Source organism: Cobetia sp. AM6 (assembly GCF_009617955.1).
GTDB classification, from domain to species: Bacteria; Pseudomonadota; Gammaproteobacteria; order Pseudomonadales; family Halomonadaceae; genus Cobetia; species Cobetia amphilecti.
Map to the genome: position 1 here is coordinate 437548 of NZ_AP021868.1, position 14898 is coordinate 452445.

The following is a 14898-nucleotide window of genomic DNA, read 5'->3' on the forward strand; positions in this document are numbered from 1 at the left end:
CCGACCTCTCAGCGCCGCTGGACGATATCGCGGATCAGGCGGCGTCCCGGGTGCAGGTGCTCGGCCAGTTCGCGTTCCAGCGGCAGCGGTTCGCCGCACAGTCGCGAGGCGATCAGCTCAGCGCACAGCGGGGCGGTGGTGAAGCCGCGTGAGCCGTGTGCGGTGGAGAGCCACAGGCCGGGCAGGTGGGCGCCGCTCGACTGTGGCACGCGCTTTTTCGCATCGAAGGCCATGGCGGCGTAGTCCTCACGCCATTGCGCGGCGTCCGGTGCCGGGCCGGCCAGCGGGCTCTTGTCCGGGCTGGCGGCGCGCCAGGCGACACGTCCCTGCCAGTCATCGTCTTCCAGCCTGACGCCACGCGCCTGCTCCCAGGCGGCGACGAAGGCGGGCAAGGCACTGCGCAGTTCAGCGACATTGGCGGCGTGATCCGCCTCGCGGACCGCCTCATCCTCATCGCGTGGGGCGAAGGTCGCGCCGAAGCTGAGGGTCACGCTGCCATCGGCGTGGCGCTGATAGGGCGAGACATAGCCACCGGCGCACACCACGCTGTCGAGCGCTGGCAGGAGCGCGGCGTGTTCCGCCGCTACCGTGATCTCGCTGACCTGGCCGCGAATCGGCTGCAGCGGCAGATGCGCGAGCGGCTCGGGCAGGTGAGTCTGCTCCCCCTGCGCGACAATCAGCTGATCGACTTCCATGCTGGTGCCGTCGCTGGTCTGCAGCTGCCAGCGTGGCGCGCCGTTGCCAGTGGCCCCGCTTTCCTCGGCTTCCAGCGACTGAATGGCCTCGATGCGCGCCTGCAGAAAGCGGATGCCCGGGGTGGCGGCGAGGTGCTGGCAGAGCGCGCTGGGGCGCACCCAGCCGGCGACCGGATAGAAGAGGCCGTCGAAGGCGATCTCGCTGCCGGCGATCCGGCTGGCCTCGCTGGCGCTGACCGGCTTGAGCAGCGCCTCGGGCAGCGGGTGATTGTCGAGGAAGCGCTGCTGGCGCTTGCGCTCACGTTCACTGGTGGCCAGCTGCAGCACGCCGCTGGCGGACCACAGGGTCTGCTCGGGGTCGAGGCTTGCCAGCCAGCGCCGGCTGTACTGCAGCGCGGCCAGCTGGAAGCGACTGGCGGGATTGGTCTCGGCGGCCAGCTTGACGTAGAGCGCGCCCTGGCGATTGCCGGAGGCGCGCGCGCCGGGGGCTTCGGCATCGATCAGCGTGACCTGCACGCCGCGCCGCGCCAGCGCCTCGGCGCAGCTGGTGCCGGCGATACCGGCGCCGAGTACCGCGACATGCGACTCGCGAGAAATGGGCGCGGGCTGCGGAGCCTGAGTCCAGGGCTGCTCACGACGCAGCGGATGAAGGGCGCCACGCACCGCGTGCTCCTGCATGGGGGCATGGCCGGATGCGGGTGAGGCATCAAGCCCCATCAGCTCGGCGCGCGCGGCGGCGGTCGGCTCGTCCAGCTCGCCGCAGATCATCTCGCGCTTCATACCGTGGCCGGGCACCTTGCGCCACACGAAGCCTGCCGCGCGCAGGCCACGCCGCACGAAGCCCGCGGCGGTGAAGGTGGCGAAGGTCGCCGTGGGGCGCGAGACACCTGCCATGGCCGCGAACAGCTCGGGTGACCACATCTGCGGATTCTTCGACGGCGAGAAGCCATCGAGGAACCAGGCATCCACGCCACCTTCCAGGCGCGACAGGCGCTCCACCGCATCGCCGAAGTGCAGGTCCAGGGTGATGCGCTCATCCAGCCACAGGCGGTGCACGCCGAGGACGGCAGCGGGCCATTGAGCGACCAGCGGCTTCGCCAGTGAGGCGAGGTCCGGCCAGGCGGACAGCGCCCGCTCGAGATCCGCGGCGCGCATCGGGTGCTTTTCCACCGAGATGACATGCAGGCGCGCCTCGGCGGGCGCCGTTGCCAGAAAGCGCTGGGCGGCGCACAGGATGTTGAGGCCGGTGCCGAAGCCGGTCTCGCCGATCACGAAGGGGCGCGCTCCCCGCCAGTCACGGAAGCGCTCGCTCAGCCGGTTGCTGTCGAGGAAGACGTGCACGGTCTCGGCGCGGCCATCGTGGATCGAGAAGTACACATCGCCGTAATCGGTGGCCTGTGGTGCGGTGTCGTCCCACTCGAGCTGCGCCTCCTCCAATGCCGCCAGTGGCGCCAGTGGTACGTCCGGCACCACGCCGGACGCCGTGACAGGCTCGATCGCGCTCGGTGGCGTCGTGGCAGGTTTGCGGGCCGCGGTGCCCGGCGCTTGCTGCGGCGAAGTCTTTCGGGCTGACGAGGCGGTCTGATTCGAATTTGACTGATCAGGAGCTGACTGGCCGGGGGCGGGCTGGCGGGGGGAGGAAGGGTGATCGTTCACGGGCATTCCTGGCAGGAGGTCGAGCGGGAGAGCAGCACAGCGAGACAGCGGCAGAGCAAGGCCTGCAACGCAGACGACGGACAGCCAGGCTGTCCGTCGTCTGTGAGAAACCGCCGGTCAGATGACCGGTCGGACGCCGGGCTAGGGCAGGGTCTGCTTGAAGGGCTTCACTTCGGCGCTTTCATAGACACCGGCGATGACGAAGGGATCGGCATCGGCCCACTTCTGGGCGTCTTCGAGGGAATCGAACTCGGCGATGATGACGCTGCCGCTGAAGCCGGCTTCGCCCGGTGCTTCGCTGTCGATGGCCGGGTTGGGGCCGGCGATGACCAGACGACCGGCGGCGTGCAGCGCTTCCAGACGTGCCAGATGCGGCGGACGCGCCGCCATGCGCGCTTCGAGGCTACCTTCAACGTCCTGACAGACAATGGAGTAGAGCATCACGAATCATCCTTTTGAGAATTGGTCGAGGAAGCGTTCTCTTCCTGAGGGGCCTGCACCATGTGACGGGACAGGTAGACGCCCTGAACGATGACGAACAGCAGTGTCAGACCGAGCATGCCGAACAGCTTGAAATCGACCCAGATGTCTTCCGAGTAGTGGCTGAAGACGTAGATGTTGAGGCCGCCCATGGCGAGGAAGAATACCACCCAGGCCAGATTGAGGCGGTGCCAGATGGGACGCGGCAGCTGAATCGCCTTTTCCATCATGCGCTCCACCAGCGGCTTGCCACCGAACAGCGGCGACAGCAGGAAGGCGACGGCGAACAGCCAGTTGACCACGGTGGGCTTCCACTGGATGAAGGAGCTGTTGCCGAACAGCACGGTCGCGCCACCCAGCACGACGACCAGCGCCAGGGTGACCAGCTGCATCTTCTCGACGCGCTTGTGGCGCCAGTAGATGTACAGCACCTGCGCGAGGGTCGCGGGAATCAACACGGCGGTAGCCATGATCATGTCGCCAGTCATCTTGTAGACGGCGAAGAAGATCACGATCGGCAGAAAGTCGAGCAACATCTTCATGGGTAATGCGCACTCCTGAACACGACGACGCAGCCGTCGGGAAGGCAAGGGCCTGTGCGAGTGGTATCCTGTCTGACACCAGCGGCGCACCCCTGCCTGCATGTGCTCATTCTGCCGCCATTGCTGCCTGCTGACAAAGCCCCTGTGTGTCCGGGCGCGCATCGCAGCCAATACTGCCCGACGTCTGGCCCGCTGGATCGCCTGCATCTCAGGCATCGCGTGGCACAGACGTTCATCCCGAGAGGTTCCCCGTGTCCGACGTTATGTCCGACTCTTCGCCGATTTCCGCATCCCGCAAGCCGATCGAGTTTCGCCCGCTGCCGGAGCGCTTCGATTCCGATATCGAGGTGCCGGACATCGACCTGCACATGCATTCCACCGCCTCCGACGGCGGCATGGCACCGACAGAGCTGGTGGCGCTGGCCGCGCGGCGCGGTCTGTCACGCATGTCACTGACCGATCACGACAGCATGGAAGGCATCTTCGAGGCCCAGCAGGCCGCCCGCGCCGAGGGAATCTCGTTGCTGCCCGGCTGTGAGCTGTCGGTCCGCTGGCGCAACCAGACCATCCACATCGTGGCGTTGATGCCCGAGGGCGCCGGCGATGCGCTGAGTGCCGGTCTCAAGCAGCAGCACGAGGCGCGTGAACGCCGCAGCCACGAGATCGCCGCGCGCATGGAAAAGCTCGGGCTCGAGAATGCCTTCGAGCGCGCCCGGGAACAGGCCACGCTGAGTGGCTCAGGCGACCGCCCGCTGTCACGCCCGGATTTCGCCCGCGCGCTGGTCGAGGCCGGGATTGCACGCAACCTGCAGGACGCCTTCAAGCGGCATCTGGGCGCGGGCCAGAAAGGCGACGTCAAGGCGCACTGGCCGGAGATGGAAGAGGCGGTGGGCTGGGTGCGTGCCGATGGCGGCATCGCCGTGATGGCGCACCCGATGCGCTACAAGCTGACGCGCACCAAGCGTGGCGAGCTGCTGCGTGACTTCATTGCCGCCGGCGGTGAAGGCGCGGAACTGGTCAGCGGCTTCCAGAATATCGATCGCGCGCGTGACCTGGCGCGTCAGCTCGATGAGCTGGGCCTCTACGCCTCCGTCGGCAGTGACTTCCACTTCCCCGGCGGCCCGCTGGCGCCCGGCAGCATGAGTCCGCCGCCCCGCACCAAGGTGCCGCCCGTGTGGTGTCACCCGCGCATCGCGCCCTTTTTTGCGGCCGACGCTGCCTCCATGTGATATCAAGAGATCACCGTGACGCCAGTCCGCCTGCCGGGCTGGTGCCCAGACGCAAGGAGCACCGCATGGGACAGTTCTTCCAGATTCATCCCGAAAATCCCCAGAAACGCCTCATCGATCAGGCCGTCACCATCATCCAGCAGGGTGGCGTGATCGCCTATCCGACCGACTCCGGCTACGCGCTTGGTTGTCATCTGGGCGAGAAGAAGGCCATCGAGCGCATCAAGCGCCTGCGTCAGCTGGACGACAAGCACAACTTTACCCTGGTGTGTTCTGACCTCTCGGAAATCGGCACCTACGCCAAGGTCGACAACGCCATCTTCCGCCTGCTCAAGAGTCACACGCCGGGCGCCTACACCTTCATCCTGCAGGCGACTTCCGAGGTGCCGCGCCTGCTGCTGCACCCCAAGCGTCGCTCCATCGGCGTGCGCGTACCGGACCACGCCATCACCCACGCCCTGCTGGAAACCCATCGCGAACCGCTGATGAGCGTGACGCTGATTCCGCCGGGTGAGGAGCTGCCGATGACGGACGCCGAAGAGATTCGCGAACGCTTCGGACACGCGCTGGATCTGGTCATCGACGGCGGCGCCTGCAGCTTCGAGACCACCAGTGTGGTGGACCTGCGCGAGCTGCCGCCGGTGATCGTGCGCGAAGGGCGCGGCGATATCTCGAGCTTCGTCGAGTGATCGCGACAGCGTAGCGCTTCACGGCGCTGACATCGCCTTGCCATACGAAGACGCCCCCGGACCTTGAGGTCGCGGGGGCGTTGTCATTTCCGAGGAGTTGTCGTGTGCTGAGTGATTCTCGGCTTCGTCAACTGCGGTCGCGGTCAGGGGAGTCGTCGCCTGGGGAGGCGGTCTCATCCCCCGATGGCGTCTCTGCATCAGCTTCAGATTCGGACTCCGGCTCTGTCTCAGGCTCCGGTTCCGGCTCGCGCGGGTCGCGGGTGTCCTCGTCCAGCCAGGTGCCGCAGAACTTGCAGTACTTGGCGTTGCGATCATGGCCTTCACGACCACAGCCCGGGCAGGCTTCGTCGCTGGTCTGCTGCATGCGCAGGCCGTTGAGGACCTCGGCCGAGAACACCCCGGTGGGCACGGCGAGAATCGAGTAGCCGAGAATCATCATCAGCGCCGAGATGAACTGCCCCAGCGGCGTGATGGGCGCGATGTCGCCATAACCCACCGTCGTCAGCGTCACCACGCCCCAGTAGAGCGCCTTGGGGATGGAGGTGAAGCCGGCCTCGGGCGGCTCGATCAGATAGATCAGAGCGCCGAACACCGTGACGATGCTGAGCACGGTGATGAAGAACAGCAGGATCTTGCGCCGGCTGCGCGTCATGGCCTCGACCAGCATGCGGCCCTCGCCGACGAAGGCCATCAGGCGCAACACGCGGAACAGACGCAGCACGCGCAGTACGCGCACCACCAGCAGGGCCTGGGCGCCCGGTATCAGAAGCGACAGCCAGGTCGGCGCGATCGACAGCAGGTCGAGCACGCCGTAGAAGCCCTTGGCCCAGGTGCCGGGATGCTTCAGGCAGTAGAGGCGGACGGCATATTCCAGCGTGAAGATGATCGTGAAGCCCCACTCCATGATGCGGAACAGCTCGCCGTATTGCGCATTGAGCGAGGGCACGCTGTCGAGCATCACCACGGCGACACTGGCGAAGATCATCAGGATCAGGCCGATATCGAAGGCCTTGGCCGCCTTGGTATCGGATTCGAAGATCCAGTGGAACAGCCGCGCGCGCAGGCGGCCCGTCGCGGGCTCGTAGTCACTGGGGTGCGAGGATGTCGCTGGGGGGCTTTGCGGCGTGCTGCCATATTCATTGGCAGGGCCCTGGCGTTCAGGCATGCAGGCTTCCTTGACGGGCGTGACGACGCCGGATGAATGTCAGGGCGTATCGGGGATGTCTCAGTATGACCTTCAGTGACTGCCCGGCCGTTGTCCATCAGCCAGTGGTCTAGCGCCTGGTGGTTGGGCAGTCAGTGTCGTTTTGAGGTTCAGCCGCGCAGCGTCGCGAGCAGTGACAGGCTGTGCTGGCCGAAGTCGCGAGTCGCCCAGTCCTGTGAGGCGTCGCCGTCGCTGCTTTCCAGCGCCTCGACCAGCGCCACCGCGTGGATATGGCCGGGATGCTGGCTGGCGGCCAGCCGTGATGCAAGGGCCGACAGGGCGGCCAGCGCATGCGCGTGCCACTTGAGGTCGTCTTTCGCCTGACGGTCGGCGTGGGCATCGAGCGCATCGATGGCGGCGGACAGCAGCGCGCCGGGGTCAGCGGTATCCAGCGTCTTCTCATGCCATTCGTCATCCCGCAGCGCCGCACCGCGCTTGGCCTTGCTGGCATCTGCCGGGCGCAATGCCAGGCGGCTGGCCAGTGAATCCGCCAGCTGCCAGAGCACGCCTTCTCTCACCTCGGGGGCGAGTTCTTCGCCGCCGGTCAGCTCGAGCTCGATCTCCTGGATGGCCACTTCGCGACCACTGGCCTTCACCGCGCCCAGGTCCAGCGCCATCTCGACGCCGACGGTGACCTGCTCGTCGCTCACATTCTCGTCGCTGCGTGTCGCCTTGACGTCGATCTGCCAGGCATGACGCTCGAAATCGGTGCTGAAGCTGGGCGCGAGTGCACTCAGCAGCTGCTCGCGGGCGCCGTCTTCCAGCGCCTGCAAGGGCGGCAGGTCACGCAGGCCGTCGAGGTCGAGGCCGGTCTGGCCCTCGGGCAGCTCCCACTCCCATTCGCCGCGTGAATGCAGTCCGCCATGGCTCTCGCCGCTGGTCTTGAGCGTCTGGCGCAGGGCGCCCGTGCTGTCGGCATCCTCACCGCTCTGGCGCAGACGCAGCGCCATGCGCGCGCGCTCCAGCGCATGCTCGGGGGTGTCGAAGTAGGTGTTGGCCAGCCAGAGCCGCCTGGGGGCGACCGTTGCCAGTTCTGCAATGCTCGCCAGTGTCTCCAGAATGGCATCGCGATCAATGACGGGTTGAGACAGTGCCAGTTTGAGTTCGATTTCCTGCGCCATGATGGGCACTCCCTGTACAGATGAAAGAAGACAGATACTGACGGTTGAGGATGACAGCGGCGCCAGGACCGCAGAGCCTCCGGCAAGCGTGGTGCATGGTGGTGAAGGCTCGTGTGTCTCATGCTCGCGCCTGGCCCGCGGCAAGGCAAGCTCGGGGAGGGCGGAAGGGCATGCGGGATATCGGCCTGTCGGCAGAATCACACTTATATGACAGCATGATGACATTGAAGTGACAGCAATTGCCTGTCGTCACGTCCTTGGTTATATTACGAACAGTGGATAAAGCCAGCGACCACGGGTCCTGCCGCTACATGACAATCTCTCTTCTGGAATCCTTCGTGTTCCCCCGAACTGCCGCTGTTGTTGCGTAAATGACAACAGCAAGGCGGTATCATGACGTTACGATGAAAGTTATGTGATCGTCACAAAGGCTTTGCTACACTCCGCGCGTCAATCCTTAACGCCGACGGCCACTATGGTAACGACCAACCCTTTCTCTTCGATGTTCGGGCGCTCGCCTTTCAAGGCGCTGCACACCCACATCATCAAGACCGACGAGTGCGCCCAGCACTTGCTGACCTTCTTCGACGCCTGCGAGCAGGGTGATTGGGAGCAGGCAGCCAGCATTCGCAAGACCATCAGCGGGCTGGAGCGTGAAGCGGACGAGTTGAAGACGCAGCTGCGTCTCAACCTGCCCAACTCGCTGTTCCTGCCGGTCTCGCGCTCCGACCTTCTCGAGCTGATCCATGTCCAGGATTCCATCGCGAATGTCACCAAGGACATCGCCGGGATCATGCTGGGTCGTCATATGCAGATACCCACCGCACTGGTGCCCGCCATGCGTGAGTATCTCAAGACTGCGGTCGAATCGGTCTGCCAGGCGCGTCGTGCGTTGGGTGAACTGGAAGACCTCGTCGAGTCCGGTTTCGGGCGCAACATGAGCGAGCTGGTCGACAAGCTGATCAACGAGCTGCATGAGCTCGAGAAGCAGTCCGACGAACAGCAGATCGCCATCCGCCAGACCCTGTTCTCGCTGGAAGCCAGTCTCCCGCCCGTCGATGTGATCTTCCTCTACAAGATCATCGATTGGGTCGGCGATGTGGCTGACCAAGCGGAAAAGGTCGGTACCCGACTGCAGATCCTGATGGCGCGCTGAGCGCCATCAGGACGTCCTGCCATCTGTCCAAGAGTCTTCTATGTCCATCATTGCTCAATACGGCGATGTGCTCGTCATTCTTGCCTGTCTGTTCGGTTTCTTCATGGCATGGGGTGTGGGTGCGAATGACGTCGCCAATGCCATGGGAACCTCGGTAGGTTCCAAGGCGATCACCATCAAGCAGGCGATCATCATCGCCGTGATCTTCGAATTCCTCGGTGCCTGGCTTGCCGGTGGTGAGGTGACTGACACCATCCGCAAGGGCATCATCGACCCGTCACTGCTGATCGAGAATCCACAGTTCCTGGTCTACGGCATGCTGGCCTCGCTGCTGGCCGCCGGTATCTGGCTGCTGATCGCTTCCATGAAGGGCTGGCCGGTCTCGACCACCCACTCCATCGTCGGCGCCATCGTCGGCTTCTCCGCTGCGGGTCTGGGTGTGGATGCCGTCGAATGGACCAAGGTCGGTCAGATCGCGGCCTCCTGGCTGGTCTCGCCGTTGCTGGCGGGCTCCATCGCCTTCGTGCTGTTCAAGTCCGTGCAGACGCTGATCTTCGACAACGAAGACCCGTTCGCGGCCGCCAAGCGCTACGTGCCGATGTACATGTTCCTGGTCGGCTTCATCATCTCGATGGTGACCATGGTCAAGGGTCTCAAGCATGTCGGCCTGCACCTGAGCTTCGAATCCAGCCTGCTGCTGGCCGTCGTCATCGGCGCCATCGTGATGGGTATCGGCGTGCTGATGGAGCGCAAGGTCGCGCGTTCACGCCTCAAGGAGAAGAATCGCGCCACCGGTGACGACTTCGACTTCAGCGGCGTCGAGAAGGTATTCGGCCTGCTGATGATGTTCACCGCCTGTGCGATGGCCTTCGCCCACGGCTCCAACGACGTGGCCAATGCGGTCGGTCCGCTGGCGGCCATCATCAGCGTCGTCGACTCTGCCGGTCAGATCGGCGCCAAGGCGAGCATGCCGTGGTGGGTCCTCGTGCTGGGTGGCGGCGGTATCGTCGTCGGCCTGGTCACCTATGGTCGTCGCGTCATTGCCACTGTCGGCACCGGCATTACCGAGCTGACGCCGTCACGCGGCTTCGCGGCCACGCTGGCCGCCGCCTCGACCGTCGTGCTGGCCTCCGGCACCGGCCTGCCGATCTCCACCACCCACACCCTCGTCGGTGCGGTGCTGGGGGTGGGCCTGGCACGCGGCATGGCAGCGCTCAACCTGCGTGTCATCGGCACCATCGTGATGTCCTGGCTGATCACTCTGCCGGCCGGCGCGATCCTGTCGATCCTGTTCTTCTTCATGTTCAAGGGCATGTTCGGCTAAGCCGACGCATGATCCAGAGCTGAATTGGTAAAACAAGAAAGGCGACCTTCGGGTCGCCTTTCTCGTGTCTGACACATGGATGTCAGGGGGCACCGCTCGCCGTGCAGGCTGCGGCGCTGATATGATGATTCATGGGCATGCCTGACATGCCATTTTCCCTCTCTCCTGCCCGGAGCTGGCTCTTGAACACGCGTTTCCCCTTCGCGGACTGGTTTCGCAACTCCTCTCCCTATATCAATGCCCATCGCGGCCGCACCTTCGTCATTCTGATCGAGGGCGATGCCCTGTCCTCGTCACGACGAACGCAGTTGATACAGGATCTGGCGTTGCTGCATACCCTCGGCGTGAAGCTTGTGGTGGTGTTCGGGGTGCGCCCGCAGGTGGCCGAGGCGTTGCAGGCTGCCGGTATCGAGGCGGACCGCCATCAGGGCCGTTGGGTGGTGACGCGCGAGATTCTCGGCCATCTGGAGCAGCAGGTCGCCACGCTGCGTCTGCGCCTTGAGGCGAGTCTATCCCAGGGGCTGCCCAATACGCCGCTGCATGGCGTCGAGCTCTCCGCCGTCTCCGGCAATCTGGTGATGGCCAAGCCGCTGGGTGTGCGTCATGGCGTCGACTTTCTGCATGGTGGCGAGGTGCGCCGCGTGCGCAGTGAGGCGATCCAGGGGCTGCTCTCGCAGCAGGCCATCGTCGTGCTGCCGCCGCTGGGCTATTCCAGCACCGGCGAGGTGTTCGATCTGGACGCCGCTGAGGTCGCCGAACATGCCGCCGTGGCGCTGGCCGCTGACAAGCTGATCCTGCTTGGCGAAGGGGAGGGCCTGTTCGGCGAAGACGGCGAGCTGCTGCGTCAGCTCAATCCGGAGGAAGCCGCGCTGATGGCGCCGCCCCGCGATGACGACAGTGAGCTGTCGCGCCACCTGGCCGCTGCCTGTGGCGCCGCACGGCGCGGCGTCGGGCGCACTCACCTGTTGAGCTGGCGCGACCGTGACGCCCTGCTGGGCGAGCTGTTCACCCGTGACGGCATCGGCACCATGATCACGCGTCAGGGCTATGAGCAGCTGCGCAAGGCGCGCCTCGAGGATGTCGGTGGCCTGCTGGCGCTGCTGGGGCCGCTGGAGCAGCGTGGCATCCTGGTGGCCCGCTCGCGGGAGCGTCTCGAACACGAGATCGACGACTATGTGGTGCTGGAGCGCGATGGCATGGTCATCGGGTGTGCGGCACTGCACCTCAGCCGTGACGCCGCCATGGGCGAGCTGGCCTGCGTGGCCGTGCATGATGACTATCGCCGCGGACAGCGCGGCGAGCAGCTGCTGGCCGAGATCGAGCTGCGCGCGCGTCGCGCCGGCGTCGAGCGTCTGTATGCGCTGACGACCCATACCGTCCACTGGTTCATCGAGCACGGTTTCGTGTCGGCCGGCCTGCAAGACCTGCCGCCCATGCGTCGCGAGGCCTACAACTCGGCGCGTAACTCCAAGGTATTGCTCAAGTCGCTCTAGTCACACCTCACTTGCCTGCCAGTGTGAATCGCCCGGAGAACACCCGCTGATGACCCCCTCGATGAGGGCTGATCAGTGGGTGTTCTTGCATAGGTGTCGCAGTTTTCCCTCACCCCTTGCGGGATTGTCTTGCAAAGGAGACGTTTCAAGACGTTGATTCAGAAGGGAAAAATAGCATGACCCGTATATGTGTTGGCAAATCGCGACGAATCGGCCAGTAAAACACGACTCTGTGTGCCGCCCTGGGCAACATTGGCATGCCTGTCGCCGTGATCGTCATTTCAAGTCATTGTTTTGTAATGTGTTTTCGCGTTTATGGCACGCCTTTGGCAATAGGTACCGTGAGCAAGAGATATGAGGCGCATCACCGGCCCCTTTCTCTGGCCTTCCAGCGATGACGGTACTCACTACCCTGTGCGCTCCGTGATCGCTGACAGGCCAAGCGTCTGCTCCACGCGATGTGTGACTTCAGGTTGCGATGAGACAGGTACGGCCCCTGGTGGGCATGGACAGTATCTTGAGGGCAAGGACGCCCGGGCAAGGATGCCCGAAACCGATGCGGTAGCCGGAGAGATTGGCTGCCGTCATCCCCGAATTGACGATCGAGGCGGGCAAGTCGGCAAGCCATCCGACTCGATCATCCACATTGCGATGTGTTGCCCCCTGCTTCACATCCGATAGGGAGCGCGGACGCTGTCCGGCGTGAACGTCAACTGACCTGGAACGACCACCAGGTGACGTTCTTTTCTCCCGGGACTGACAGGCAGACCACCTGTCAGGCCCGCCAATCACGTAGTGCCTCTGGTCTCCAGGTACCAGAGGCACCACGTGATGACTGACCCTTCAGTTCCCTGCGTACTTGGGGCCGGCTATGCCGGCCCTCTTTTTTTGTGCGTCTAGCGCTGAATGGGCAACAATTTCATGCGAAACGTTGCCAATGGGGCGGTTTGTCTCGTGGCGGCGTATTGATTTGAATAAGAGTCGTATTTATTAACGAACTGGCAACCGCGATGGACGCTGGTGAACTCTGGTATTCTAGGAAGACGTGATTCGATGATGACCACCCCTTTCTTGCATAGAGTTCTTTCCATGGCCTCCACAGTGTCACGACGCTGGCGTCCCCGCTCGCTGCCGCAGCTGGTTCTGATGGCATTTCTGGTGGTGATGCTGCCGATTGCCGTGCTCATGTTTCAAGCAGGGCAGGCGCTGTCGGAGTTGTCGGAACTGGCGGATGTCAGTGCCCGCCAGGCTGTCGACCAGACCCGCCGCGCCCGCACGCTGACCAATCTCGCCGTCGAGATGGAGCGTAGCGCCCGCCAGTACGCCGTGCTGGAAAACCCTGATCTGATGAAGATCTACGCCGACAAGGCCAACAGCTTCCGCACCTTGCTGGATGAGCAGGCGCGGCTGTTGGGCGAGGGCGACCCTCGCGTCAGCGAGTTGAAGGCGACGCTGTCACAGCTCGAGCGCATGCCCGAGATGAGCGTCGACCAGGTCAGTCGCCATCTGGAAGACTTCGGGCCCTTCTCGATCCAGGCCAGCGGCCTGCTCAACTCCACGCGTGAACTTGTCGATGCGCGTATCGAAGGCATCCGCGCCCGCGCCTCTCAGGTCAAGAATCAGCTGTGGTGGCAGACCGCCGCGCTGGTCTCCATCAGTCTGCTGTTGATGCTGTTCTTCACCTGGCTGATCATCCGTCCCATCCGGCAGCTGGAGCGCCGCATCAATGGCCTGGGTAGCGGCACCGACAGCGAGCGACCCATCGTCATCAAGGGGCCGGCGGAGCTGGTGCAGCTGGGCGAGCGTCTCAACTGGCTGTCGACGCGTCTGGATGAGCTCGAGGAGCAGAAGCAGCAGTTCCTGCGTCACATGTCGCATGAGCTCAAGACCCCGCTGGCCAGCATCCGTGAAGGCACCGGCCTGCTGATCGACGAGGTCGCCGGGCCGCTGAGTCCGCACCAGACCGAGATTCTTGGTCTGCTGGATGACTCCAGCAAGGAATTGCAGAAGCTGATCGAGCAACTCCTCGACTACAATCTGCTGCAGCACAATCAGGGCCTCGAACAGAGCCGCTTCGATGTGCATGAAGTGTTCAAGGAAGTGCTGGCGAAACATCGCCTGGCACTGGAAAAGAAGGGCATGCGCGTGCATCTTCCGCCTGCCAGCCTCAGTTGGGAGGCGGACAGGCCGCGTACCGGGCGTATTCTCGACAACCTGATCTCCAATGCCATCGCCTATGGCGAAGACAGCGGTGACCTGTGGTTGAGAGCCCGCAAGGAGCGTCGCAAGCTGATCATCGAAGTCGCCAACAGCGGTGAACCCATCGCCGCCCAGGACCGTGACCACCTGTTCAAGCCCTTCTATCAGGGCGCGGTGAAGCGCAAGGGCCCGCTCAAGGGCTCCGGCATCGGTCTCTCGGTCGCCGCTGACAGCGCCCGCGCCCAATTTGGTCAATTGGCGCTGGTGGATGACCCCAAGGCGGATGTCTGCTTCCGGCTGACATTGCCGACACCGAGTCGCTCGCTGACGTCAGGGGAAGGCAGCGAGCATGAACCGCAGGCAGACAGGGATGCCGCCGGAGCGGATCAGCAGTCCACACCACATGAAATGGCGTCATTGAACGCCATCAAGCACGCAAGGAACTGAAGTGATGAAGGGTCAACGACTACTGATGCGCCTGGCTGCAGGCGTGTTGCTCAGTACGCTTAGCGCCTGTGGCGCCCTGACCAATATCACCATGCCGGGCAGCGAGCCGGAAGTGGTCAGCCCGAGTGTGCGGGAGAGCTGCTATGGCGCCGGCGACCTGCCGGACTTCACCGGCGAGGACTGCCTGCTGGATGAATGGGTCGCCTTCGCGCTGCAGGCCCAGCGTGGCAACAGCGGCTGGCGTGAAAGCACCCTGTTGCAGCTGGAAGGCAACCGCCACGACCGTCGTCTCGCGCGTGCCATCGTGCTCAGCTGGGGCGATGAATCGGACTGGGAGCTGGCCTCCGACCTCTACAAGGCGGACCTGCCCACCGCCCCGAGCCGCCTGCAGCCGCTGCTTCGTCAGTGGCTCAATGGCCTCGAGGAGCGTCGCGGTCTGATCGCCGAGCGTGACAAGAATGACGGTGCCCGTCGCAAGCTCAGCGCCGAGAACGCCCAGCTGACCAAGAAGCTGGAAGCCTTGACGGCCATCGAAGAATCGATCAATTCGCGCCGCCAGAGCACGCCCTGAATCCTCAGCGGCAGACTCTGGCCACGACCCTGTCACTCAATCCCCGCGATTGCATGACGCAAGACTGTGCGGCCCCGACGTCGATGTCCCAG

At 64.3% G+C, this 14898-nt stretch carries 12 protein-coding genes; 7 read left to right on the top strand and 5 right to left on the bottom strand.

All coding sequences use genetic code 11. From position 1 onward, the window contains the following. Positions 1 to 8: 8 nt before the first annotated feature. The 3 genes from mnmC to CLAM6_RS02035 all read right to left on the bottom strand — a co-directional run bounded on the left by mnmC (position 9) and on the right by CLAM6_RS02035 (position 3373). Positions 9 to 2351 carry a bifunctional tRNA (5-methylaminomethyl-2-thiouridine)(34)-methyltransferase MnmD/FAD-dependent 5-carboxymethylaminomethyl-2-thiouridine(34) oxidoreductase MnmC gene (gene mnmC, locus CLAM6_RS02025; protein WP_318527670.1) on the bottom strand — a complete coding sequence of 781 codons (2343 nt, stop codon included), beginning with the start codon at positions 2349 to 2351 and terminating at the stop codon, positions 9 to 11. 141 nt (positions 2352 to 2492) lie between these two features. Further along, positions 2493 to 2792 (bottom strand): YciI family protein, encoded by a 300-nt coding sequence (locus CLAM6_RS02030; RefSeq protein ID WP_043333710.1) that lies wholly within the window; start codon positions 2790 to 2792, stop codon positions 2493 to 2495. Beyond that, entirely contained in the window at positions 2792 to 3373 is a 582-nt protein-coding gene (locus tag CLAM6_RS02035) for a septation protein A (protein WP_043333711.1), read from the bottom strand. The genes CLAM6_RS02030 and CLAM6_RS02035 overlap by 1 nt, the downstream gene beginning before the upstream one ends. 263 nt (positions 3374 to 3636) lie before the next feature. Between CLAM6_RS02035 and CLAM6_RS02040 the strand changes: the two genes are divergently transcribed. Then, positions 3637 to 4602 (top strand): PHP domain-containing protein, encoded by a 966-nt coding sequence (locus tag CLAM6_RS02040; RefSeq protein WP_052384554.1) that lies wholly within the window; start codon positions 3637 to 3639, stop codon positions 4600 to 4602. Positions 4603 to 4667: 65 nt separating this feature from the next. After that, positions 4668 to 5291 (top strand): L-threonylcarbamoyladenylate synthase, encoded by a 624-nt coding sequence (locus CLAM6_RS02045; protein WP_043333712.1) that lies wholly within the window; start codon positions 4668 to 4670, stop codon positions 5289 to 5291. A gap of 127 nt (positions 5292 to 5418) precedes the next feature. On the opposite strand, the gene CLAM6_RS02050 is transcribed toward CLAM6_RS02045, so the two are convergent. After that, the gene (locus tag CLAM6_RS02050) at positions 5419 to 6456 is read right to left on the bottom strand and encodes an ion transporter (protein WP_084589405.1); all 1038 of its coding nucleotides are present in this window, start codon (positions 6454 to 6456) and stop codon (positions 5419 to 5421) included. 149 nt (positions 6457 to 6605) lie between these two features. After that, entirely contained in the window at positions 6606 to 7616 is a 1011-nt protein-coding gene (locus tag CLAM6_RS02055) for a CYTH domain-containing protein (RefSeq protein WP_052384555.1), read from the bottom strand. Positions 7617 to 8091: 475 nt separating this feature from the next. Here CLAM6_RS02055 and CLAM6_RS02060 point away from each other — a divergent pair, with 475 nt between their 5' ends. From CLAM6_RS02060 to CLAM6_RS02080, 5 genes are all read left to right on the top strand, one after another. Further along, on the top strand, positions 8092 to 8772 hold the full coding sequence (locus tag CLAM6_RS02060; protein ID WP_043333713.1) for a TIGR00153 family protein: 681 nt from the start codon (positions 8092 to 8094) through the stop codon (positions 8770 to 8772). A 40-nt stretch (positions 8773 to 8812) separates the two neighbouring features. Then, positions 8813 to 10096, top strand: a complete 1284-nt coding sequence (locus tag CLAM6_RS02065) for an inorganic phosphate transporter (RefSeq protein ID WP_043333714.1) — start codon at positions 8813 to 8815, stop codon at positions 10094 to 10096. 182 nt (positions 10097 to 10278) lie between these two features. Continuing rightward, positions 10279 to 11589 (top strand): amino-acid N-acetyltransferase, encoded by a 1311-nt coding sequence (gene argA / locus CLAM6_RS02070; RefSeq protein WP_043333715.1) that lies wholly within the window; start codon positions 10279 to 10281, stop codon positions 11587 to 11589. Positions 11590 to 12678: 1089 nt separating this feature from the next. After that, positions 12679 to 14235, top strand: a complete 1557-nt coding sequence (locus tag CLAM6_RS02075) for a sensor histidine kinase (protein WP_054555310.1) — start codon at positions 12679 to 12681, stop codon at positions 14233 to 14235. 4 nt (positions 14236 to 14239) lie between these two features. Beyond that, positions 14240 to 14806 carry a hypothetical protein gene (locus CLAM6_RS02080; RefSeq protein WP_052384557.1) on the top strand — a complete coding sequence of 189 codons (567 nt, stop codon included), beginning with the start codon at positions 14240 to 14242 and terminating at the stop codon, positions 14804 to 14806. Positions 14807 to 14898: the final 92 nt, after the last annotated feature.